Origin of the sequence: Nocardia brasiliensis ATCC 700358 (assembly GCF_000250675.2) — a bacterium.
Taxonomy (GTDB): Bacteria; Actinomycetota; Actinomycetes; order Mycobacteriales; family Mycobacteriaceae; genus Nocardia; species Nocardia brasiliensis_B.
Genome location: NC_018681.1, coordinates 2,265,660 through 2,287,013, shown reverse-complemented (window position 1 = coordinate 2,287,013; position 21,354 = coordinate 2,265,660). Strand labels below are relative to the sequence as shown.

12 protein-coding genes, 3 rRNA genes and 1 pseudogene are annotated in these 21,354 nt (G+C 65.0%); 3 read left to right on the top strand and 13 right to left on the bottom strand.

The features are described from left to right. Nucleotides 1-19 precede the first annotated feature (19 nt). Complete coding sequence (locus O3I_RS10205; protein WP_014982825.1) at nucleotides 20-1,039, top strand: crotonase/enoyl-CoA hydratase family protein; 1,020 nt, start codon at nucleotides 20-22, stop codon at nucleotides 1,037-1,039. Between the two features lie 8 nt (nucleotides 1,040-1,047). Here the strand turns inward: O3I_RS10205 and O3I_RS10200 are convergent, their stop codons facing one another. After that, complete coding sequence (locus O3I_RS10200) at nucleotides 1,048-1,773, bottom strand: AraC family transcriptional regulator (protein ID WP_041563616.1); 726 nt, start codon at nucleotides 1,771-1,773, stop codon at nucleotides 1,048-1,050. Between the two features lie 85 nt (nucleotides 1,774-1,858). Here O3I_RS10200 and O3I_RS10195 point away from each other — a divergent pair, with 85 nt between their 5' ends. Beyond that, nucleotides 1,859-3,073 (top strand): MFS transporter, encoded by a 1,215-nt coding sequence (locus O3I_RS10195; RefSeq protein ID WP_014982823.1) that lies wholly within the window; start codon nucleotides 1,859-1,861, stop codon nucleotides 3,071-3,073. On the opposite strand, the gene O3I_RS10190 is transcribed toward O3I_RS10195, so the two are convergent. Continuing rightward, on the bottom strand, nucleotides 3,039-4,016 hold the full coding sequence (locus O3I_RS10190; protein WP_014982822.1) for an enoyl-CoA hydratase/isomerase family protein: 978 nt from the start codon (nucleotides 4,014-4,016) through the stop codon (nucleotides 3,039-3,041). The genes O3I_RS10195 and O3I_RS10190 overlap by 35 nt on opposite strands. Nucleotides 4,017-4,140: 124 nt before the next feature. Beyond that, entirely contained in the window at nucleotides 4,141-6,621 is a 2,481-nt protein-coding gene (locus O3I_RS10185; protein WP_041563614.1) for an excinuclease ABC subunit UvrA, read from the bottom strand. A 222-nt stretch (nucleotides 6,622-6,843) separates the two neighbouring features. Here O3I_RS10185 and O3I_RS10180 point away from each other — a divergent pair, with 222 nt between their 5' ends. Beyond that, complete coding sequence (locus O3I_RS10180; RefSeq protein WP_014982820.1) at nucleotides 6,844-7,656, top strand: NADPH-dependent F420 reductase; 813 nt, start codon at nucleotides 6,844-6,846, stop codon at nucleotides 7,654-7,656. Nucleotides 7,657-7,755: 99 nt separating this feature from the next. Here O3I_RS10180 and O3I_RS43705 read toward each other — a convergent pair. The 10 genes and pseudogenes from O3I_RS43705 to O3I_RS10130 form a co-directional block, all read right to left on the bottom strand. Next, nucleotides 7,756-8,835, bottom strand: a pseudogene (locus tag O3I_RS43705) (hypothetical protein); the annotation flags it as partial. A 992-nt stretch (nucleotides 8,836-9,827) separates the two neighbouring features. Further along, a 5S ribosomal RNA gene (gene rrf, locus O3I_RS10170) occupies nucleotides 9,828-9,944 on the bottom strand. Between the two features lie 136 nt (nucleotides 9,945-10,080). Beyond that, nucleotides 10,081-13,215, bottom strand: a 23S ribosomal RNA gene (locus O3I_RS10165). A 318-nt stretch (nucleotides 13,216-13,533) separates the two neighbouring features. Continuing rightward, a 16S ribosomal RNA gene (locus O3I_RS10160) occupies nucleotides 13,534-15,052 on the bottom strand. The 16S, 23S and 5S rRNA genes sit together here, the layout of an rRNA operon. Nucleotides 15,053-15,598: 546 nt before the next feature. After that, nucleotides 15,599-16,876, bottom strand: coding sequence for a tyrosine--tRNA ligase (gene tyrS / locus O3I_RS10155; protein WP_014982818.1), 1,278 nt, complete (start codon nucleotides 16,874-16,876; stop codon nucleotides 15,599-15,601). A 108-nt stretch (nucleotides 16,877-16,984) separates the two neighbouring features. Continuing rightward, the gene (locus tag O3I_RS10150) at nucleotides 16,985-17,611 is read right to left on the bottom strand and encodes a DNA-3-methyladenine glycosylase (protein ID WP_014982817.1); all 627 of its coding nucleotides are present in this window, start codon (nucleotides 17,609-17,611) and stop codon (nucleotides 16,985-16,987) included. A gap of 12 nt (nucleotides 17,612-17,623) precedes the next feature. Continuing rightward, nucleotides 17,624-17,908 (bottom strand): DUF3761 domain-containing protein, encoded by a 285-nt coding sequence (locus O3I_RS10145; RefSeq protein WP_014982816.1) that lies wholly within the window; start codon nucleotides 17,906-17,908, stop codon nucleotides 17,624-17,626. A gap of 107 nt (nucleotides 17,909-18,015) precedes the next feature. Beyond that, the gene (locus tag O3I_RS10140; RefSeq protein ID WP_014982815.1) at nucleotides 18,016-19,164 is read right to left on the bottom strand and encodes a low temperature requirement protein A; all 1,149 of its coding nucleotides are present in this window, start codon (nucleotides 19,162-19,164) and stop codon (nucleotides 18,016-18,018) included. A 35-nt stretch (nucleotides 19,165-19,199) separates the two neighbouring features. Beyond that, a complete protein-coding gene (locus O3I_RS10135; RefSeq protein WP_014982814.1) occupies nucleotides 19,200-20,090 on the bottom strand; it encodes an RNA polymerase sigma-70 factor in 891 nt (296 codons plus the stop codon). A 44-nt stretch (nucleotides 20,091-20,134) separates the two neighbouring features. Further along, nucleotides 20,135-21,310, bottom strand: coding sequence for an NAD(P)/FAD-dependent oxidoreductase (locus O3I_RS10130; RefSeq protein WP_014982813.1), 1,176 nt, complete (start codon nucleotides 21,308-21,310; stop codon nucleotides 20,135-20,137). Between the last annotated feature and the right edge of the window lie 44 nt (nucleotides 21,311-21,354).

The window sequence follows — 21,354 nt, the reverse complement described above, 5'->3', positions numbered from 1 at the left end:
GACATAGTCAGGAAACCCGTTGCCCGACTTCGACAATCACTCCGGCACCCGGCCGGCCGCCTGGTACGAGGGGCTCACCGAGTCGCCCGATTCCCCCTGGTCGGATCGTCCGCTCCCACCCGCCGAGGCCACCTACCGCACGCTGACCTACGAAGTCACCGGCCGGATCGCCCGGATCACGTTCAACCGCCCCGAGCACGGCAACGCGATCACCTCCGACACGCCCGTCGAGCTGGCGCACGCGGTCGAACGCGCCGACCTCGATCCCCGGGTACACGTGATGGTGGTGTCCGGGCGCGGCAAAGGGTTCTGCGGCGGGTACGACCTGTCGATCTTCGCGGAGAACTCCTTCGGCCCCGCCGAGGCGGCAGATTCGCCGGCTGGCACCGTGCTCGATCCCGTGATCCAGGCGCGCAACCACACCCCTTGGGACACTTGGGATCCCATGGTCGACTACGCGATGATGAGCCGGTTCAACCGCGGCTTCGCCAGCCTGCTGTACGCCAACAAACCGACCGTGGCGAAACTGCACGGCTTCGCCGTCGCGGGCGGCACCGACATCGCGCTCTACGCCGACCAGATCATCTGCGCCGACGACACCAAGATCGGCTACCCGCCCACCCGGGTCTGGGGCATCCCGGCCGCGGGCATGTGGGCGCACCGGCTCGGCGATCAGCGCGCGAAGCGGTTGCTGTTCACCGGTGACTGCCTGTCCGGCAAACAGGCCGAGGAATGGGGTCTCGCGGTCGAGGCGCCGCCGGCCGATGAACTCGACGCACGCACCGAGGCCCTGCTCGAGCGCATCGCCCGGATGCCGGTCAACCAGCTGATCATGGCCAAACTGGCGCTCAACAGCGCGCTGCTGGCCCAGGGCGTGGCCAACTCCGGCATGATCAGCACGGTCTTCGACGGCATCTCCCGGCACACCCGCGAGGGCTATGCCTTCCAATTGCGTGCGGCCACCGAGGGTTTCCGCGAGGCCGTCCGGGAACGCGACGAACCGTACGGAGACTGGAAGCGGGCCCAGTTCGAAAAATAGGCGACCGCTCAGTTCGGCCGGTACGCCCCCGGCGTGTGGCCGAGCGAGCGGCGATAGACCTCGATGAACGCGCTCGCCGACGACCAGCCGCACCGATGCGCGACGACGGTCACCGGCACCCGCTCGGCGAGCAACTGCACGGCATGGTGCAGGCGCAGCTGCGTGCGCCACTGCGGATAGGTCATCGCCAGTTCGGTGCGGAACAGCCGGGTCAGCGTGCGCTCGGCCGCACCGACCTGGCGCCCGAGCCCGGCCAGCGTCCACACCTCGGTCAGGTCGGACTCGACCAGCGCGCAAGCTTTTCGGAGCCGCTCGTCCCGGGCGGCGGGCAACCGCAACGGTTGCTCGGGGCTGCGCCGCAACTGATCGAGCAGCACCCGGCGTAAGGGCACGAGTTCGTCGTCGGGCAGGTCGGTCGAGGTCGAACAGGTGATGATCAACTCGCGGACCAGCGGCACCGCGGCGATCACCGAGGGCGTGGTCCAGTCGGGTGCCAGGTCGAACGGAAAACCGACGGTATGGAATCGCGTCGGCCCGTAGAAGTGATGCTCGTGCGCACACCCGGCGGGAATCCAGATCGCCCGGTCCGCGGGCGCGATCCAGCTCCCCGCGTCGGTGCGGACCTCGGCCACTCCGGAACTCGGATACACCACCTGGTGCTCGGCATGCCGGTGCCGATCGATGCGCGCGCCACCGTTCAGCGTCTTCGCCACCGTCGAATCTTGGCTGAATATCGGCACAGCTGGGCATTTTATCGGAAGTCGGCAACCCCGATCCGTTCATAGGCTGCTGAGCGGTACGGATGGAGGAGGACTTTCGATGGTGAGCGCCGAGCTCGAACAGACCTTGCGGACCGAGCACCTGTCGCCGTGGAAACGGATGCGGTACTGGATGGTCGCGCACGCGGTCGACGACTTCTACCAGGGCCTCGTGCCCGCCAGCATCCCGTTCTTCGTGCTGGAGCGGCACTACAGCTACGTGGCCGCGTCGGGGCTGGCGCTCGCCGCCACTCTGGGCAGCTCCTTGCCGCAGCCGATCCTCGGGGTGCTCGCCGACCGGTGGCGGCTGCTGTGGCTGGCGCCAGCAGGGCTGGCGGTCGCGGGCATCGGGGCCGGTCTCGCAGGACTGGCACCGGCCTACTGGTTGGTGTGGATGCTGCTGCTCGTCTCCGGCCTCGGCATCGCCGCCTTCCATCCCGCGGCGGGCCGGGACGCCCGCCGCGACGCGGGCCACAGCGCTTCTGCGATGAGCCTGTTCGCGGCCGGCGGCAGCGTCGGGTTCTTCCTCGCGCCCGCACTCGCGACACCGGCCCTGGTGGCCTACGGGGTGGGGGCGACCGCGTTGTTCATCCCGCCCGCGGTGCTGATGGGATTCGTGCTGTGGCGCTATCAATTGCGGCGCACCTCGGGGTTGCGTGGCGTGGTCGCCGCCGCCGGACACGATCGCTGGCGGCCGTTCTTCGTGCTCACCGCCGTCGCGGTGGTGCGCTCGATCATCTCCTTCGGCCTGAACACTTTTCTCGCGCTGTACTGGATCAATGCGCTGGGCAGCTCGCCCACCCTGGGCGGCGTCGCCTTGGCGGCCTTCCTGGTCGGTGGCGTCGCGGGCACCCTGCTCGGCGGCCGCATCGCCGACCGCATCGGCATGACCCGCACGATCCAGATCGGCAGTGTCGCAGCGATTCCCGCGATCGCCGCACTGCGGTTCGTGCCGAGCCCGCACCTCGCGCTCGCCCTGGCCGCGCTCACCGGCGTGATCGTGAACATCCCGTTCGCGGTGCTGGTCAAGCTGGGCCAGGACTACCTGCCCAGCCGTCCCGGCACCGCCGCGGGCGTCACCCTCGGGCTCGCGGTGAGTGTGGGCGGGCTCTTCGTGCCGCTACTCGGTCTCATCGCCGATCATCAAGGGCCACAGGCGGTTCTCACCACCCTGTGCTTCGTGCCGATCGCCGCGATCGGGCTCAGCCTGATGCTGCCGCCAGTCGAGCGAACCCGGAAAGCTAGCGATCCTGTTGTTTCCCAGCCGGATTCGTGAAGTCGACCACGCTGCCCTCGACCCAGCGGGGCAGCCTTTCGGCCACGAAACTCGCCAGGTCGCGGCCGTCGGACTCCACCGCACGGATCTCGTCGAGATAGGCCCTCATTGCCCGCTTGGCCACCGGAGTGGAACTCGTCTCCAGGAAACCGGCGCGCTCATAGTGCAGCCCCTTTTCGAGCGGCTCCGAACCGCCTTCGTAGATGGCGCGTTTCAACGCGCCGACCGCCACCGGCGAGCGCCGAGCGAGCCGGGCGGCGGTCGCCTGCGCCTCGGCGAGCAGGCCGGACGGCTCGACCAGGCGGTGCACCAGACCGATCTCGAGCGCACGGGCGGGTGTGATCGGCGCGCCCTCCAGGCACAGTTCCATCGCCCGGCCCGCGCCGAGCACCCGGGTCAGCATCTGCGTGCCGCCACCCCCGGGAATGATGCCCACCAGGATCTCCGGCTGGCCGATTTCGAACGGACCATCGGCCATCAGCCGCAGATCACACGACAACGCCAGTTCACAACCGCCGCCCAGGGTGCGTCCGTTCAGTGCGGCGATGAATACCTTGTCCGCGTTGCGCATTCGCCGGCAGACCTCGTGGTACTGCCGCAGATCCGCGACACCGCTCGCGCCGGCCCTGGCCAAGACGGCCTGTCCGCCCGGGATCCGATCGGCGGCGCGACTCGCATGCAGGGCCGCCGACGCCGTGCGCTGGGTGAGGGTGACCGGCGCGGCTTCCGCGCCCGCCAGGATCTCGGCCACGTCGTAGTGGCTGACGAACACGTCCTCGACCGCGCTGGTCAGCACCACGGCGCGAATCTCGGCATCGGTTTCCAGCGCGGTCAGCAGCGCCGCCAGTTCGGACATGATCGCACTGGTCAGGAAGTTGTAGGGCGGATTGTCCAGCCATACGGTGAGAACGGCACCGTTTCGGTCGGTACGGATCAGGCTCATGGTTCCTCTTCTGCCGATGGACTTCTCGCGCGACAACCAGGATAGAAAACGACCGCTCGCTATTGGGTGGTTCGACGGGATCGCAGGAGAAGACTGTCCGCGTGCACGATCCAGCCGGTCACCGCTAGACCGTACGCACAGAGTCGGCTCCCCGCCCGGCGAGATGACGCCCGAGCCAGTAGCCCGTCCGGCTGTCGGCCGCCGCGGTGATCTCGGCCGGTGTGCCGGTGGCGACGATCCGCCCGCCGTCCGGACCACCGCCGGGTCCTAAATCGATGATGTGGTCGGCGTTGGCGATCACGTCCAGATCGTGATCGATGACGAGAACCGTTGCGCCCGCGTCGATCAGCCGATCCAGGACGGCGAGCAGAGTACGAACATCGTTGGGGTGCAATCCGATCGAAGGTTCGTCGAAGACGTACAACGTATCGGCCTGCTCGGAGCGCAGCGCAGTGGCCAGGCGCAGTCGCTGGGCCTCACCACCGGACAAGCTCGGCGTGGGCTCGCCGAGGCACAGGTAGCCGAGGCCGACATCACGCACCGCACGAAGGGGCGCAACGATCTTCGGGTGCGCGGCGAACCGGTCGACCGCCTCGGCCACCGTCAGCGACAGCACATCGGCGATGGTCAAGCCGTCGACGGTGACGGCACGCACCTCCGGGTTGTAGCGGGCGCCGTGGCAGTCCGGGCAGCTGACCGTGAGATCGGGCAGATACTGGATGTCGAGATCCAGCTCGCCGAGGCCCAGGCAGGTCGGGCACTGTCCCGCCGCGGTGTTGTAGGAGAAGTGCGCGGCGGTGCGGCCGGATTCCCGGGCGAACCAGCGGCGGATCGGGTCGAGTGCGCCGCTGTAGGTGACCGGGGTCGACCGGGAGTTGTTGCCGATCGGAGTGGCGTCCACCTCGACCACGGCGCGGATACCCGCGCGGTCGAGTAGCCGCACATGCGCGGGCGGTACGTCCGCGGTGAGCGCGGGAACGAGGCTGTCCAACACCAGTGCCGTCTTGCCTGATCCGGACACGCCCGTCACTACGGTCAAGCGCCGCAGCGGGATTCGCGCGCTGACATCGCGGAGGGTGTACAGCCCGTCGACGGTGATCTCCAGTGCGGCGGTGTCGATTGGGTGCGGGGCGCGGAATTGCGTTCCGGCACTGCCGGAAAGGTACGGTCCGGTCACCGAATCCGCGCATGCCGCGAGATCGGCGGCGCTCCCCTGCGCGACCACCGTCCCGCCCTGCCTGCCCGCCCCCGGCCCCATCTCGATCAGGTGATCGGCTTCGCGCAGCAACGCGACGTCATGATCGACCACCACCACCGAATTGCCCGCCGCGACAAGCCCACGCAGTACCGCGCGTAATCCGTCGACATTGGCCGGATGCAGGCCGACCGATGGTTCGTCCAGCACGTAGAGCATGCCCGTGGAACGCGCCTGCAACGTCGACAACAACTCGATCCGTTGCCGCTCCCCCGTCGACAACGTCGCCCCGGCCCGATCCAAGCTCAAGTATCCGATGCCCAACCGGCGCAACGGTTCCACGGCCGCGGTCAGCTCCTCGGCGAGCCGATCCGACAGTGGCCGCATCTCGGCGGGCAGTGTCACCGCCACCTGTTCCGCGAAATCGGCCAGCGCGTCCAGACTTTCGGCACTCACCTGCGCGATGTCGCGGTCCGACAGCGTCGTCGTCAGCGCCTCGGGCCGCAACCTGCTGCCCTGACAAACCGGACAGGTGTGCGTGGTGAAGAACCTGCTCAAACGCTGGCGGGTGGTTTCACTCGTGGTTTTCGTCGCCGCGTTCTGCACTGCGCGACGGGCACTTTCGTAGGTCATGTTCGCGCTCACCGCGCGACCTGCCTTGCTGGTGAGAGTAACAAGGCGCGGCTCGGGCGGGCCGTCGAGCAGAATCGCCCGCTCCGCGTCGGTCAATTCCGCCACCGGCACATCGATCCGCACCCCGAGATCCGCGGCCACCTGCGGCATATAGCTGCGGCCTGCCAGATTCCATGGCGCTACCGCGCCTTCGAGGACGCTCAGGCTGTCGTCGGGAATCAGTGTCGCCGTGTCGATTTCGTCGCGCACCCCGAGGCCGTCGCAGCCGGGGCACCGGCCCAGCGTGTTGAACGAGAACGATTCCGCGCTCGGATGCTCGAAATGCGCGCCACACACCGGGCAGTCCAGCCACAGCTGCGCACTGCGCACCAGATTCGGCTCGATCCGATGCCCGTTCGGGCACACATGCCGGCCGAGCCGGGAAAACATCAGCCGCGCCACATTCAGCACCTCGGTCATCGTCCCGACCGTGCTGCGCCGCCCCGGCACCGGCGGGCGCTGCCGCAGCGCCAGTGCCGACGGCAGAAAATCCACCCGATCCACATCCGGACGGGCCACCTGCCCGATCCGGCGCCGCGTGTACGCGGACAACCCGTCCAGGTACCGCCGCGACCCCTCCCCGTACAGCACCCCCATCGCCAGCGACGACTTCCCCGACCCCGACAGTCCGGTCAACATCACCAACGACCAGAGGGGGACGTCCACATCGATATTCCGGAGGTTGTGCGTACGCGCACCCACCACCTCGACAGCCTTCGGCAACCGCACTTCGGACATCGACACCCCTCTTCAGCACACCGAGTGAGTCAAACCGACCGCACGGTCACCCTATCGGGTAGAGCGTGCCGAACTGCTGAGCGCGGCACGGGGTCGACTCCCGCCCACGTCCTGCGGACATGCACCGATTGGTAGGTAACCGGAAGTCCACCATGGTCGTGTGCAAGACCATGGGTGCCGCAACGTCGGCGCCGTGGATCTTTTCGGGAAAGGAGTCTGGAGATGGTGACAATTGGTGTGATCGGTGCGGGAATTCTCGGCGGTACCCTCGCGCGGCACTTGGCAACGGTCGGGCACACGGTGCAGGTCGCGAACTCGCGCGAACCGGAATCGTTGTCCGACTTGCTGGTCGACGGACTGAGTGCGGGCTGGGCCGCCGATGTAGCCGCCGCTTCGGAGATCTTGTTCCTCGCGCTGCCTTACAGTGCCGTGAAAAAGGCCGCCGCGCTGGTAGCCGAGCACGCGGGGCCGGAGACGATCATCGTCGACACCGGCAACTACTACCCGGGACGCGACGGTGTCCTGCCCGGACTAGGTGATACCGATACCCCGGACCCGGACACGGTGTGGCTGTCCGGGCTGATCGGGCGCCCGATCTTCAAGGCGTTCAACAACATCACCTACGTGAGTATCCGTGACGGCGGCCGAGCGCCAGGGTCGCCGCAGCGGTTCGGGCTGCCGATCGCAGGCCCCGACGGGTCCGCAAAAGACCGCCTCAGCGAGCTTGTCGACCAGGCCGGATTCGACCCGGTCGACGGCGGCGCCCTCGACCGGTCCTGGCGCCAGCAGCCCGGCTCGCCGGTCTATGCCACCGATCTGCCCGCGGTCGAGTTGCGCAAGGAGCTCGAGGCCGCCGTGCCGCAGGACGCGGCGATCTACCGGGCCAACCGGGCTCGATTCGACGACGTCACCGCTGCCGGCTACGAAACTATCCGCAGCCTGCGCGAACAGGGGCTGAGCTTCGACCAGGTGCTCGATGCGATGGCCGCAGACACCGAAGACGCCGTGTCCAAAGTCCACGACGCCCAGAAATAGGCCACACCTGCGATTCGAGAGGAGCACTCAGGTGGGGTCGAGAAACTGGTTGATCAGCGGTGCAGGGCGAGGCCCTGGATGGGCGCTAGCCGGGCGGTGTCACTGCTCCGAGTCGTTGTCGGGGAAGTTGTTGCCGGTGAGTTCGTCGGCGCGTTCCTCGGCGTCGGTTTCGCCGTCCAGGTCGGCGGAGGCGGCGTTGAGGAACCAGGTGAGTCCCTCGTCGGTGCGGCCGGCGGCGACCAGAGCGTCAGCGTAGGCGTAGAAAAGGCGGGCCGCGGCCGAACCGGTGCGAGCCGGGTCCAGTTCCGAGGTCTGCAAAGTGACCACGGCCTGGTCGTACTCACCGAGATCCATGCGGGCGCCGGCGACGACGATGCGCAGCTCGGTCGCCTCATCGCCGGTGAGGGCGCGGGCCTCATCACTACGGCCGAGCTCGATCGCGCGCTCGGGACGGCCGAGGCCGCGTTCGCAATCCGCCATGACAGCGAGCAGACCGGACCCACCGGACATCCGGCGCGCGGTCCGCAACTCGGCCAAGGCCTCCGCCCATTCACCCGCGTGATACGCCGTCACGCCGGCGGTCTCCCGGACCACCGCGATACGGCCCGCACGCTGACGTGCGGCACGCGCATGCGCGAGCGCCAAACGGGGATCGTCGTCGATGAGCCGAGCCGCCATCACCAGGTGCCGGGCCACGGCCTCCGCATTCGACTTGTCGAGGCTCAGCAGATCACGGCGGACCGCAGGCTCGAGATCGGCGGCCTGCACGTCATCGGGAAGATCAGGCTCTTCCGGACGAGGTGCGCGCCGGTCCTGCGACCGATCGCCACCACCGACGCGGGCGCCTTCACCACCGCGACGACGATCGTCCGGGCCACTACCCCGCGATTCGCTACCCCGATCGAAGCTGCGGCCACCCGAATCGCCGCCCCGCCGGAAGTTTCCGCGGTCAGAGTCTCCTCGATTGAAGCCGCCACGATCGCCCGAGCCGCCGCGTTTAAAGCCGGTGCGATCGTCGGAGCCGCCGCGCTTGAAACCGCCGCGCTCACCAGAATCGCCACCACGGTTGAACCCGCGATCGTTCGAATCGCCGCCCCGGTTGTCACCGCTGCGGCCGCCGGAATCACGGTTGTAGCCGCCGCGATCGTCGGAACCACCGCGCTTGAAACCGCCCCGTTCACCGGAGTCGCTGCCGCGATTGAATCCGCCGCGATCGTTCGAATCACCGCTGCGCTTGAAGCCACCACGGCTGTCGGAATCGCCACCGCGGTTGAAACCCTCACGGTCTCCGGAACCGCTGCGGTTGAATCCGCCGCGCTCGTTCGAATCGTTGTTGCGCTTGAAACCGCCACGGTTGGCCGAGTCGCCGCCACGGTTGAAGCCGCGGTCTCCGGAACCCCCGCGGTTGAAACCGCCACGATCGCCCGAGTCGCCGCTGCGCTTGAAACCGCCACGGCTGCCGGCATCGCCGCCGCGATCGTCCGAACGGCGATCGAAGCCGCCGCGTTCGGAACCGCGTTCGCGGTCGAAACCGCCACGGCCGGAGTCGGCACCGCGCGTGAAACCACCACGGTCGCCCGAGTCACTTCGGTTGAAGCCCCCGCGACCGGAATCACCGCCACGATTGAAACCACCACGTTCACCGGAACGGTTGAATCCGCCGCGGTCTCCGGAGCTGCCGCGGTTCGACCCGCCGCGCTCGCCGGAATCGCTGCTGCGGTGGAAGCCGCCGCGCTCGCTGGAACGGTTGAATCCGCCGCGATCACCCGAGCCGCCGCTGCGGTTGCCCGAATCGCGGTTGTAGCCGCCGGAACCCTCGCGGCGCTGGTATCCACCGCGCTCACTCGAGTTGTTCCGGTTGCCGGAGTCGCTGTTGCGCCGGAAACCGCCGCGCTGGCCGCTGTCGCGGTCGGGACGGTTCCGCGACGAGTCGCCGGCCCCACTGCCCTGAGAGGGGCGATCGGATCCCTCGCCGCGCCGGAAGGAGTTCCGGTCGTCGTTCTGTTCCGACACGGTGATCCCTTTCTGAGGTCCGCAAGAGTTGGTCGGGGCCCCACAAATTGAATCACGTGTCCTGGTGGGGGCCTGACACGGCGATGTCGTCCTGGCACGTCAAGGTGCTGAAACGACGATAGGGGACCCAGAATCTGGGTCCCCTATCGTGAAGGATGTTCCGGCGGTGTCCTACTCTCCCACACCCTGTCGAGTGCAGTACCATCGGCGCTGGCAGGCTTAGCTTCCGGGTTCGGAATGGGACCGGGCGTTTCCCTGCCGCTATGGCCGCCGTAACTCTATGAAACTATCCACACAGCAGCGCTGACAACCACCCCCGCCAACCCTCCGAAAAGGGACTGACAGACTGGGTATCTGCTGCAGTGTCTGTGTGTTGTTTCAGATACTGCACAGTGGACGCGTAGCTTCTTTGTTGGTAAGTCCTCGGCCGATTAGTACCAGTCACCTACACCCGTTACCGAGCTTCCAGTTCTGGCCTATCAACCCCATGGTCTGTGGGGGGCCTTAACCCTTCAAGAGGGTGAGAAACCTCATCTTGGAACAGGCTTCCCGCTTAGATGCTTTCAGCGGTTATCCCTTCCGAACGTAGCTAACCAGCGGTGCTCCTGGCGGAACAACTGGCACACCAGAGGTTCGTCCGTCCCGGTCCTCTCGTACTAGGGACAGCCTTCCTCAAGTTTCTGACGCGCGCGGCGGATAGAGACCGAACTGTCTCACGACGTTCTAAACCCAGCTCGCGTGCCGCTTTAATGGGCGAACAGCCCAACCCTTGGGACCTACTCCAGCCCCAGGATGCGACGAGCCGACATCGAGGTGCCAAACCATCCCGTCGATATGGACTCTTGGGGAAGATCAGCCTGTTATCCCCGGGGTACCTTTTATCCGTTGAGCGACACCGCTTCCACTTGCCGGTGCCGGATCACTAGTCCCGACTTTCGTCCCTGCTCGAGCTGTCGCTCTCACAGTCAAGCTCCCTTGTGCACTTGCACTCGACACCTGATTGCCAACCAGGCTGAGGGAACCTTTGGGCGCCTCCGTTACATTTTAGGAGGCAACCGCCCCAGTTAAACTACCCACCAGGCACTGTCCCTGAACCAGATCATGGTCCGAGGTTAGAAGTCCAATACGATCAGAGTGGTATTTCAACGATGACTCCCTCGACACTGGCGTGCCGATTTCACAGTCTCCCACCTATCCTACACAAACCGTACCGAACACCAATACCAAGCTATAGTGAAGGTCCCGGGGTCTTTTCGTCCTGCCGCGCGTAACGAGCATCTTTACTCGTAATGCAATTTCGCCGAGTCTGTGGTTGAGACAGCAGAGAAGTCGTTACGCCATTCGTGCAGGTCGGAACTTACCCGACAAGGAATTTCGCTACCTTAGGATGGTTATAGTTACCACCGCCGTTTACCGGGGCTTAAATTCTCAGCTTCGCAACCCGAAGATCGCTAACCGGTCCTCTTAACCTTCCGGCACCGGGCAGGCGTCAGTCCGTATACATCGTCTTACGACTTCGCACGGACCTGTGTTTTTAGTAAACAGTCGCTTCTCTCTGGTCTCTGCGACCCAACCCAGCTCAGGCAGCACGTGCCATCACCAGACCGGGTCCCCCTTCTCCCGAAGTTACGGGGGCATTTTGCCGAGTTCCTTAACCACAGTTCTCTCGATCGCCTTAGTATTCTCTACCTGACCACCTGTGTCGGTTTGGGGTACGGGCCGTGTACCAACTCACTAGAGGCTTTTCTCGGCAGCATAGGATCACTGAATTCGCCTCAATCGGCTACGCATCACCTCTCAGGCGCATGAGACGCGGATTTGCCTACGTCTCGCCCTACAGGCTTACACCAGTACAACCACTGACTGGCCCAGCTACCTTCCTGCGTCACCCCATCGCTTGACTACTACAGCCAGGGTCCCATGCAGCCCCCTCCAGCTTCCCGAAGGAAGTCTTTTGGGTTTTGGATGGTTAGCACAACTGATTCGCCATTGGGCGCGGATACACGGGTACGGGAATATCAACCCGTTGTCCATCGACTACGCCTGTCGGCCTCGCCTTAGGTCCCGACTCACCCTGGGCGGATTAACCTGGCCCAGGAACCCTTGGTCATTCGGCGGACGAGTTTCTCACTCGTCTTTCGCTACTCATGCCTGCATTCTCACTCGCACAGCCTCCACAACTGGATCACTCCGCTGCTTCCATGGCTGCACGACGCTCCCCTACCCATCCACACCACTGCACCACCCTCCGTAGAAGATGGCGGATGTATTGTGTGAATGCCGCGGCTTCGGCGGTGTACTTGAGCCCCGCTACATTGTCGGCGCAGGATCACTTGACCAGTGAGCTATTACGCACTCTTTCAAGGGTGGCTGCTTCTAAGCCAACCTCCTGGTTGTCTTCGCGACCCCACATCCTTTTCCACTTAGTACACGCTTAGGGGCCTTAGCCGGCGATCTGGGCTGTTTCCCTCTCGACTACGAAGCTTATCCCCCGCAGTCTCACTGCCACGCTCTCACACACCGGCATTCGGAGTTTGGCTGATTTCGGTAAGCTTGTAGGCCCCCTAGACCATCCAGTAGCTCTACCTCCGGCGTGAAACACGTGACGCTGCACCTAAATGCATTTCGGGGAGAACCAGCTATCACGGAGTTTGATTGGCCTTTCACCCCTACCCACAGCTCATCCCCTCAGTTTTCAACCTAAGTGGGTTCGGGCCTCCACGACGTCTTACCGTCGCTTCACCCTGGCCATGGGTAGATCACTCCGCTTCGGGTCTAGAACATGCGACTCAAAACGCCCTATTCGGACTCGCTTTCGCTACGGCTACCCCACACGGGTTAACCTCGCCACATGCCACTAACTCGCAGGCTCATTCTTCAAAAGGCACGCCATCACCCACAGTGACAAGTCACTCGCAGGCCCTGACGGATTGTAAGCGCACGGTTTCAGGTACTATTTCACTCCCCTCCCGGGGTACTTTTCACCTTTCCCTCACGGTACTAGTCCGCTATCGGTCACCAGGGAGTATTCAGGCTTACCGGGTGGTCCCGGCAGATTCACAGCAGATTTCACGGGCCCGCTGCTACTCGGGTATCTTCCACGCAAGCCGTTGAGTTTTCGTCTACGGGACTCTCACCCTCTACGACAGGCCGTTCCAGACCACTTCGACTAACCCAACGGTTTCTGACTCACGCCCAATCCGGCAGAATTGAGAAGAAAGACCCCACAACACCGTCCAGACAACCCCTGCCGGGTATCACATCTGAACGGTTTAGCCTCTTCCGCTTTCGCTCGCCACTACTCACGGAATCACTATTGTTTTCTCTTCCTGTGGGTACTGAGATGTTTCACTTCCCCACGTTCCCTCCACACACCCTATATATTCAGATGCGGGTAACACGACATCACTCGTGCTGGGTTTCCCCATTCGGAAATCCTCGGATCTCAGCTCGGTTGACAGCTCCCCGAGGCTTATCGCAGCCTCCTACGTCCTTCATCGGCTCCTGGTGCCAAGGCATCCACCGTACGCTCTTAAACACTTACTAACAAAGATGCTCGCGTCCACTGTGCAGTTCTCAAACAACACACAAAACTCAGCCCACCTGCAGCACCAGCCGAGGAACCCTCGCGGTATGACTGCGGACCAAGTCCTGTCGTTATCTTGCCTGGAAAGAACGTCTGTTCTTTCAGGACCCAATAGTGTGTCGGTATATCACCGCGGACCGAAGACATGGCTCCGATCACGATGCGATGAGCTTGTCAGCGTTCCACCCATGAGCTCCGCCGGACCACATATGAGTCCGAAACGGCTCTGCCAGAAGCAATCTCGACTCTTCGAGACACTCACTGGAGATGCTCCTTAGAAAGGAGGTGATCCAGCCGCACCTTCCGGTACGGCTACCTTGTTACGACTTCGTCCCAATCGCCAATCCCACCTTCGACGGCTCCCTCCCACAAGGGGTTAGGCCACCGGCTTCGGGTGTTACCGACTTTCATGACGTGACGGGCGGTGTGTACAAGGCCCGGGAACGTATTCACCGCAGCGTTGCTGATCTGCGATTACTAGCGACTCCAACTTCACGGGGTCGAGTTGCAGACCCCGATCCGAACTGAGACCGGCTTTAAGGGATTCGCTCCACCTCACGGTATCGCAGCCCTCTGTACCGGCCATTGTAGCATGTGTGAAGCCCTGGACATAAGGGGCATGATGACTTGACGTCGTCCCCACCTTCCTCCGAGTTGACCCCGGCAGTCTCCTGCGAGTCCCCGGCATAATCCGCTGGCAACACAGGACAAGGGTTGCGCTCGTTGCGGGACTTAACCCAACATCTCACGACACGAGCTGACGACAGCCATGCACCACCTGTACACCGACCACAAGGGGGCCTACATCTCTGCAGGTTTCCGGTGTATGTCAAACCCAGGTAAGGTTCTTCGCGTTGCATCGAATTAATCCACATGCTCCGCCGCTTGTGCGGGCCCCCGTCAATTCCTTTGAGTTTTAGCCTTGCGGCCGTACTCCCCAGGCGGGGTACTTAATGCGTTAGCTACGGCACGGATCCCGTGGAAGGAAACCCACACCTAGTACCCACCGTTTACGGCGTGGACTACCAGGGTATCTAATCCTGTTCGCTACCCACGCTTTCGCTTCTCAGCGTCAGTTACTTCCCAGAGACCCGCCTTCGCCACCGGTGTTCCTCCTGATATCTGCGCATTTCACCGCTACACCAGGAATTCCAGTCTCCCCTGAAGTACTCAAGTCTGCCCGTATCGCCCGCAAGCTTGGGGTTGAGCCCCAAGTTTTCACGGACGACGCGACAAACCGCCTACAAGCTCTTTACGCCCAGTAATTCCGGACAACGCTCGCACCCTACGTATTACCGCGGCTGCTGGCACGTAGTTGGCCGGTGCTTCTTCTACAGGTACCGTCACTTGCGCTTCGTCCCTGTCGAAAGAGGTTTACAACCCGAAGGCCGTCATCCCTCACGCGGCGTCGCTGCATCAGGCTTCCGCCCATTGTGCAATATTCCCCACTGCTGCCTCCCGTAGGAGTCTGGGCCGTGTCTCAGTCCCAGTGTGGCCGGTCACCCTCTCAGGTCGGCTACCCGTCGTCGCCTTGGTGGGCCGTTACCCCGCCAACAAGCTGATAGGCCGCGGGCCCATCTCGCACCGATAAATCTTTCCACCCAACAGCATGCACTGAAAGGTCATATCCGGTATTAGACCCAGTTTCCCAGGCTTATCCCGAAGTGCGAGGCAGATCACCCACGTGTTACTCACCCGTTCGCCGCTCGTGTACCCCGAAGGGCCTTACCGCTCGACTTGCATGTGTTAAGCACGCCGCCAGCGTTCGTCCTGAGCCAGGATCAAACTCTCCGTTGAAGACTCTCGAAACACCCTCCGAAGAGAGCGAATCAGAAATATCTAACTAGAGTCCGAAAACCCAGCAAAACAAAACGCCAGCAAAAAGATTTGCTGACTAAATGTCCAACCTCACCCAGACGGGGGTCCAGAGAGGCCGGAACCAATAAATAATTGGCACTGACATTCATCGACACACTATTGAGTTCTCAAAGAACACACGCACACACTTCGTCCCCGGCGTTAACCGGATCGTCCGTGAGGCAACTGTTCCAGCCTAAGTGGCTTCTCCCGCAGAGTCAAGTCCGCGTGATCACCCTAGACATCTTACTTGGTTGGCCAGGCGCTCCCCGTACTACCTCGTTTCCCGGTCCTTCCGCTCAGCGTTTCCGCTGGCTTCTCGGCTCCGGGTCGGTGTCCGTGTCGCTCTGACCTGGAATAAGTTACGCGGCGGATAACGCTACGTCAAATCCGCTGCTCACGCTCGCGTTTCCGCAGGTCAGAGCGTCGCGATCGGGCCGCCGAACGGCTTGAATCACACGGATGTGACTCAAGCCACGGCGATCTTCATGCGCCTGCCCGCAGAACGCCGGCGAGGTTCTTCTTGCCGCGGCGCAGCACCAGCCAGCGTCCGTGCAGGTAGTCGCTGTCCGCGGGGGTCCATTCGAGGTCCGAGATCCGCTCGTTGTTCACCGACGCGCCGCCTTCGTTCACCGCGCGACGGGCCGCGCCCCGGCTTTCGCTCAGTCCGGTGGCGACGAGCAGGTCCACGATCGTGCTCGGCTCCCCCGCCTGCAATTCGGCGACGGCGGCTTCGCGCAGTGCCGCACCGAGGGTCGGTTCGTCCAAGTCCCGGAGTTCGCCGCGGCCGAACAGCGCTTGGCTGGCCAGTTGCACAGCTCGGGTGTTCGCCTCGCCGTGCACCAGCGTGGTCATCTCGGCGGCCAGCCTGCGCTGCGCCTCCCGCGCGTGCGGACGTTCCGCCGTGGCCTGTTCCAGTTCGGCAAGTTCCTCACGGGAGAGGAAGGTGAACCAGCGCAGGTTCCGGATGACATCGGCGTCGGCCGTGTTCACGAAGTACTGGTACCAGGCGTACGGGCTGGTCATCTCCGGGTCCAGCCACAGGCTGCCGCCACCGGTCGACTTGCCGAACTTCTTGCCGTCGGCCGAGGTGACCAGCGGAACGGTGAGCGCATGCACCGCGGCGCCGTCCACCCGCCGGTTCAGTTCGACGCCCGCGATGATGTTGCCCCACTGGTCGGAGCCGCCGACCTGCAACGTGCAGTCGTAGTTGCGGCGCAACTGCAAGTAGTCGTTGGCCTGCAAGAGCATGTAGCTGAACTCGGTGTAGGAGATGCCCTCACCGTCGAGGCGGCGCTTGATGGTGTCGCGCGCCAGCATGACGTTCACCGAGAAGTGCTTGCCGACATCCCGCAGGAAGTCGACCGCGGACAGCTGGCCGGTCCAGTCCATGTTGTTGACGACCACCGCGCCGGTCGACGAATCGTCCAGGTCGACGAACCGTTCCAGTTGCGAACGGATCCGATCGGACCAGTCCCGCACGGTGTCGTTGGAGTTCATGGTGCGCTCACCGACATCGCGCGGGTCACCGATGAGGCCGGTGGCGCCGCCGGCCAGCACGATCGGGCGATTGCCAGCGCGCTGGAAGCGCTTCAGCGCCAGCAGCGGAACGAGGTGCCCGGCGTGCAGGCTGGGCCCGGTGGGATCGAAGCCGGCATAGACGGTCAACCGGCCAGCGTCCAGGGAAGCGCGCAGCGCGTCCAGGTCGGTGGATTGCGCGATCAGTCCGCGCCAGGTCAGTTCGTCGATGATGTCGCCGCTCACGGTTGCCCATCTTTCCGCACGGGTTGTCGTGCCTCGAGTGGGCCTCAGTGTCTCGACATCGTCACCCGCAGGTCGAGCGAATTTCCGGGCATCGACGGGGCTCGGCGATCAGGACGCCGCGGCGCGCGGCGCGCGCGGACTGCGCCGATACGCGGACACCGCGGCAACACCCGGCAGCCAGAACCGCCAGGGCAGGTCCGCCGCGACGCTGACACCGACACGCGGGCCACTCGCGATGTCCTTCGCGGCCACCGGGTCGGCGAGCTCCAGCCGGATCGCCGAGGACGGCTCGAACAGCGGAGTTCCGTAGTCGCTGAGTGTGATTCCCAGCGCACTACCGAGATTGCCCGGCCCCCTTGCCAAGTCGGCATCGGTGCGCGCGGCCGGACGGCGCGCGCGGGCCTCGTCGAAACCCGCGATCACCTCGCCCGACCTGATCAGCGCCGCGCTGGCGGTGCCGTCCGGTCCGCTGGTCACGTTGACGCACATGTGCATGCCGTAACTGAGGTAGACGTACAGCACCCCCGCCGGGCCGAACATCACCGCGTTGCGCTTGGTGCGCCCGCGCCCGGAGTGCGACGCCGGATCGTGCCACGGTCCGGCCGGATCACCGCCGTAGGCCTCGACCTCGACGATCCGCACACCGACCGGCCCGGACCACAGTGTCGAGCCCAACAGACGACGAGCGGCGGTGGGCGGTTCGACGGCAAGCTCATCGGCACACACACCCACCATTGTCCAAGACGCCTACTTGGGCAGATTCACCAGCCACTCGGCGACACCCTTGTGCCCCGAGCAAGTGCCGCTGCGGTGCTGGCTGAAGCTGTAGGTGCCGTCCTTGCACCGCGCGGTCGCGCCGTCCGGCGGGGTTGCCGCCTGCTGTGGCCGCGGCACGCAGCGGTTGTCCACGTTCTCGTACTGGCCCGACGGGCACGCCGCGGACAGCAGAGGCGTAGCAGAGGCGGGCGCGGAGATCAGGGCGGCAAGACCGACGACGGCAGCGAACAAACCGAGCAGCGGTTTCGAAGGCATAGCGAAATTCCTTGCAACAGAGCGATATTCGGCGAAATGTCCAGCAAACTCGCTGGGTCGCCCCAACATATCGCGCGTCGCCCGCGCCGCGGTATCGGTCGCGTGATCTACACGTAGGAGCTGTGCTGCCCCGAGCGCAGGGTGATCAGGTCGTCCGCGATCACCGCGAGATAGCCGACGGCGACCAGTGCCGCCAGCTGCGCCCAGGCCACCCACACCACGCCGATCGGGATGGTCGCGGTGACCGCCGCCGCGGCGATCAGGCGCATCCAGGGCCGGGGCAGCCGCAGCGCCGATCGGAAGCAGAACTGGGCGAGGAAATACAGCGCGACGCCGCCGGACAGTGCGGCCGCGGTGGCCACGCCGACGGATTCGTTCCCGTGCCCGATGCTCATCTGGATACCGGCCGCGGTGAGGATCACGCCGATGAGCAGTGGATACAGAGCGTAACCGTAAGCGACCAGTGCCGGACGGGAACGTTCCCGATCAGGCACCGCGGCCAGCGCGTGTTCGCCCCGTTCGTCGTCGAAGCCGAAGAACGCCCACCACAGGACGTAGGCGAGGCACAGCGCGAGCGAGACCGTGACGATCAGCTGCGGCGTGATCTTCTCCCCGGCCAGTCCGGCGCCGATCGCCACGATGGACTCGCCGATCGCGACGATGATGACGAGCCCGTGCCGCTCGCAGAAGTGCGTCGCGCGGACCACGAAGTCACCGGTATCGATCAGGTAGGGGCTGACGATCTGCACGGCGAACGCGACTCCCCAGCAGAGGTACTGTGCCCAGCCGTGGACGAAGCCACCCGCCAGCACCAGGGCGGCGGCGACCGCATTGAACGGCCCGATGTGTTTGATGGCGAGCGCGGCCGACGCGCCGCCCCCGGACGCGAACAGCGCGGTGTGCACGGCGGTCACCAGGACGTAGCCGACACCGAACGCGATCCCGGTGCCGTGGAACGCGTCCGGGATGGCCAGCGAGAGCACGAAGAACGAGAACATGCCGATCAGCAGCCAGGTGCGCCGCGCCGAACTGTTCGGCGCCACCTCGTTGGTGAGCCACACGTACCCGCTGTACATCCACCAGATCAACCCGAAGACCAGGGCTACCTGGCCCAGCGCCGGCCAGCCCGGGTGATGGGTGAATACGTGCGTCAACTGGGTGATGGTGAAGACGAAGACGAGATCGAAGAACAGCTCCAGGGTCGAAGCCCGCACCTGTCCCCCGTCGGCGGACAGCTCTGCGCTCTGGTTGGTCACGGCAGGAGCCTAGAACGTCGGCCGCCCGCACCCCGTCATCCGAGTGGGTCGGGGTCCAGGTAGAGACCTTTCAATTTGGTCGGGTTCACCTGGAAACGCAGATTCTGGATACGGCCGTCGACGATGTCGTAGGTGAACGCACCACCCGGATTTCCGTCCAGGCAGGCCAGCGCGCCGAGTTCACCGTTGACGTAGGCGGATTCCAGCTCGATGCCCGCGGACACCGGTTTCGCCAGCACGCCGAGAATCCAGCGGGCGACGTGATCCGGGCCGTGCAATGGACGGCGCGCCGCGGTCACGATGCCGCCGCCGTCGGACCACAGCGTCACGTCCGGTGCGAGCAGATCCATCAGCGCGTTGAGGTCGCCGCCGGCACAGGCGGCCATGAATTGCGCGGTGATGTGGTCCCGCTCGGCTTTGTCGGTGTCGACGCGCGGCCGCCGCGATTGCACGTGCCCGCGGGCGCGATGCGCGATCTGGCGGATGGTCGCCTCGGGACGGTCCAGGGTGTCCGCGATTTCGGCGTGCGTGTAGCCGAACACCTCCCGCAGCACGAACACGGCGCGTTCCACCGGTGTCAGGGTTTCCAGGATCACGAGCATCGCGGTGGAGACGGTGTCGGCCAATTCGGTCTCCTCGGCGACATTCGGTGCGGTGAGCAGTGGTTCGGGCAGCCAGGGGCCCACGTAGTTCTCGCGGGTGGCCCGGGCGGAAGTGAGCCGGTTGAGCGACAGGTTGGTGACGGTGCGCACCAGGTAGGCCTTCGGGTGTCGCACCGTCGCCTGATCGGTCTCGTGCCATTTGAGCCAGGTGTCCTGCAGGACGTCTTCCGCATCGGTGACGGTGCCCAGCATCCGATACGCGGTAGCGAACAGCAGCCGCCGGTGTTCTAGAAAAGGATCCTGCTCAGGCATTACGTCGATCATCCGGTCATGCTCCCAAACGCACCCGACACATCTCCGAATCCGCGTCACACGGCAGGTGCGTCGGCGCGACGGCCGGCCCGCAACTTGACCGGAACGTTCATCCGGCGGCTGAACCGGACGATCGGAACCGGGCTGGCGCTGACCGACTCCTTGTAGGCCACCGCGGCCCGGCCGGTCAGGTAGAACCGGCCCGGTGTGTCGTCCGACCTGGTGAACTGGATGATCGCATCCCGGCGGCCCAGGCTGACCGGCTGATGGAAGTAGCCGAACCGGAACGGCTTCGGCGCCTTCCCGCGCAGCTCGCGTGCGATCGCATCGGCGGTGTACGCCGCCGTCGGTATGCCGCTCTGGCAGGTGCCGTGGATCTGCCCCCAGGGCATCCGGATCGCGGCCGCGTCACCCACCGCGTGGATGTTCGGATGTGAGACCGAGCGCAGGGTCTCGTCGACCACGATCAACCCGCGCTCGTCGGTCGCGATGCCCGCCGCTGCCGCCAGCGGCGCGACCCGCACACCGGTGGTCCACAGCGTGAGATCGGCGGGAACCACAGTGCCACCGGCCAATTCGACCGCGTCCGGCAGCAGCTTGGTGACCGCCCGGCCGATTTCGCGGACAACGCCCAGGCGATCGAACGCACGGTTCAGGTAGGCACGCGCCTTGTCGCTCATCATGGCGCCGGGCGCACCGCTGCTGATCAGCGTGACCCGCAATCCCGGGTGGTTCTCGGCGATTTCGGCCGCCGCCTCGATGCCGGTCAGTCCGCCACCGCAGACCGCCACGGTACCGCCCTGCGCCGCAACCACATTCAAACGTTCGGCGAAGCGGTGAGCCGCCCGGGGATCGTTGAGCGTCCACGCGTGGTCGGCCGCACCGGGCACGATATCGGTGTCGGTGCTGCTGCCCAGCGCATAGATCAGTTCGTCGTAGGGCAGCGTCCGGGTGCCGTCGACGAGGACGTGACCCGAGGCCGGGTCGAGGGAAGTGGCCCAGCCCTGGACGAATTCGACGCCGGTGCCGGCCAGGATGTCGGCGATGCGATGGTCGGCCAGCTCTTGGCCCGCGGCGATCTGGTGCATCCGAAGCCGCTCGGTGAAGCGCGCCGACGGGTTCACGAGCGTGATCCGCACGTCCTGCTTGCGGGTGCGCCGAGCCAATCGCGCGGCCGCCACCATTCCGGTGTAGCCGCCGCCGAGAATGACGATGCGGTGCGCGGTGTCCATGGGGTTCTCCGATGCTCGGGGGCTTGATGACGACCATGGGACAA

Bases quoted from the DNA above. Each gene is read 5' to 3' on its own strand.
- O3I_RS10190 (WP_014982822.1), bottom strand. From the start codon at position 4,016: ATGAGCCTGATCCGTACCGACCGAAACGGTGCCGTTCTCACCGTATGG.
- O3I_RS10150 (WP_014982817.1), bottom strand. From the start codon at position 17,611: ATGGTGGGTGTGTGTGCCGATGAGCTTGCCGTCGAACCGCCCACCGCC.
- O3I_RS10145 (WP_014982816.1), bottom strand. From the start codon at position 17,908: ATGCCTTCGAAACCGCTGCTCGGTTTGTTCGCTGCCGTCGTCGGTCTT.
- O3I_RS10180 (WP_014982820.1), top strand. From the start codon at position 6,844: ATGGTGACAATTGGTGTGATCGGTGCGGGAATTCTCGGCGGTACCCTC.
- O3I_RS10195 (WP_014982823.1), top strand. From the start codon at position 1,859: ATGGTGAGCGCCGAGCTCGAACAGACCTTGCGGACCGAGCACCTGTCG.
- O3I_RS10130 (WP_014982813.1), bottom strand. From the start codon at position 21,310: ATGGACACCGCGCACCGCATCGTCATTCTCGGCGGCGGCTACACCGGA.
- O3I_RS10135 (WP_014982814.1), bottom strand. From the start codon at position 20,090: ATGATCGACGTAATGCCTGAGCAGGATCCTTTTCTAGAACACCGGCGG.
- O3I_RS10185 (WP_041563614.1), bottom strand. From the start codon at position 6,621: ATGTCCGAAGTGCGGTTGCCGAAGGCTGTCGAGGTGGTGGGTGCGCGT.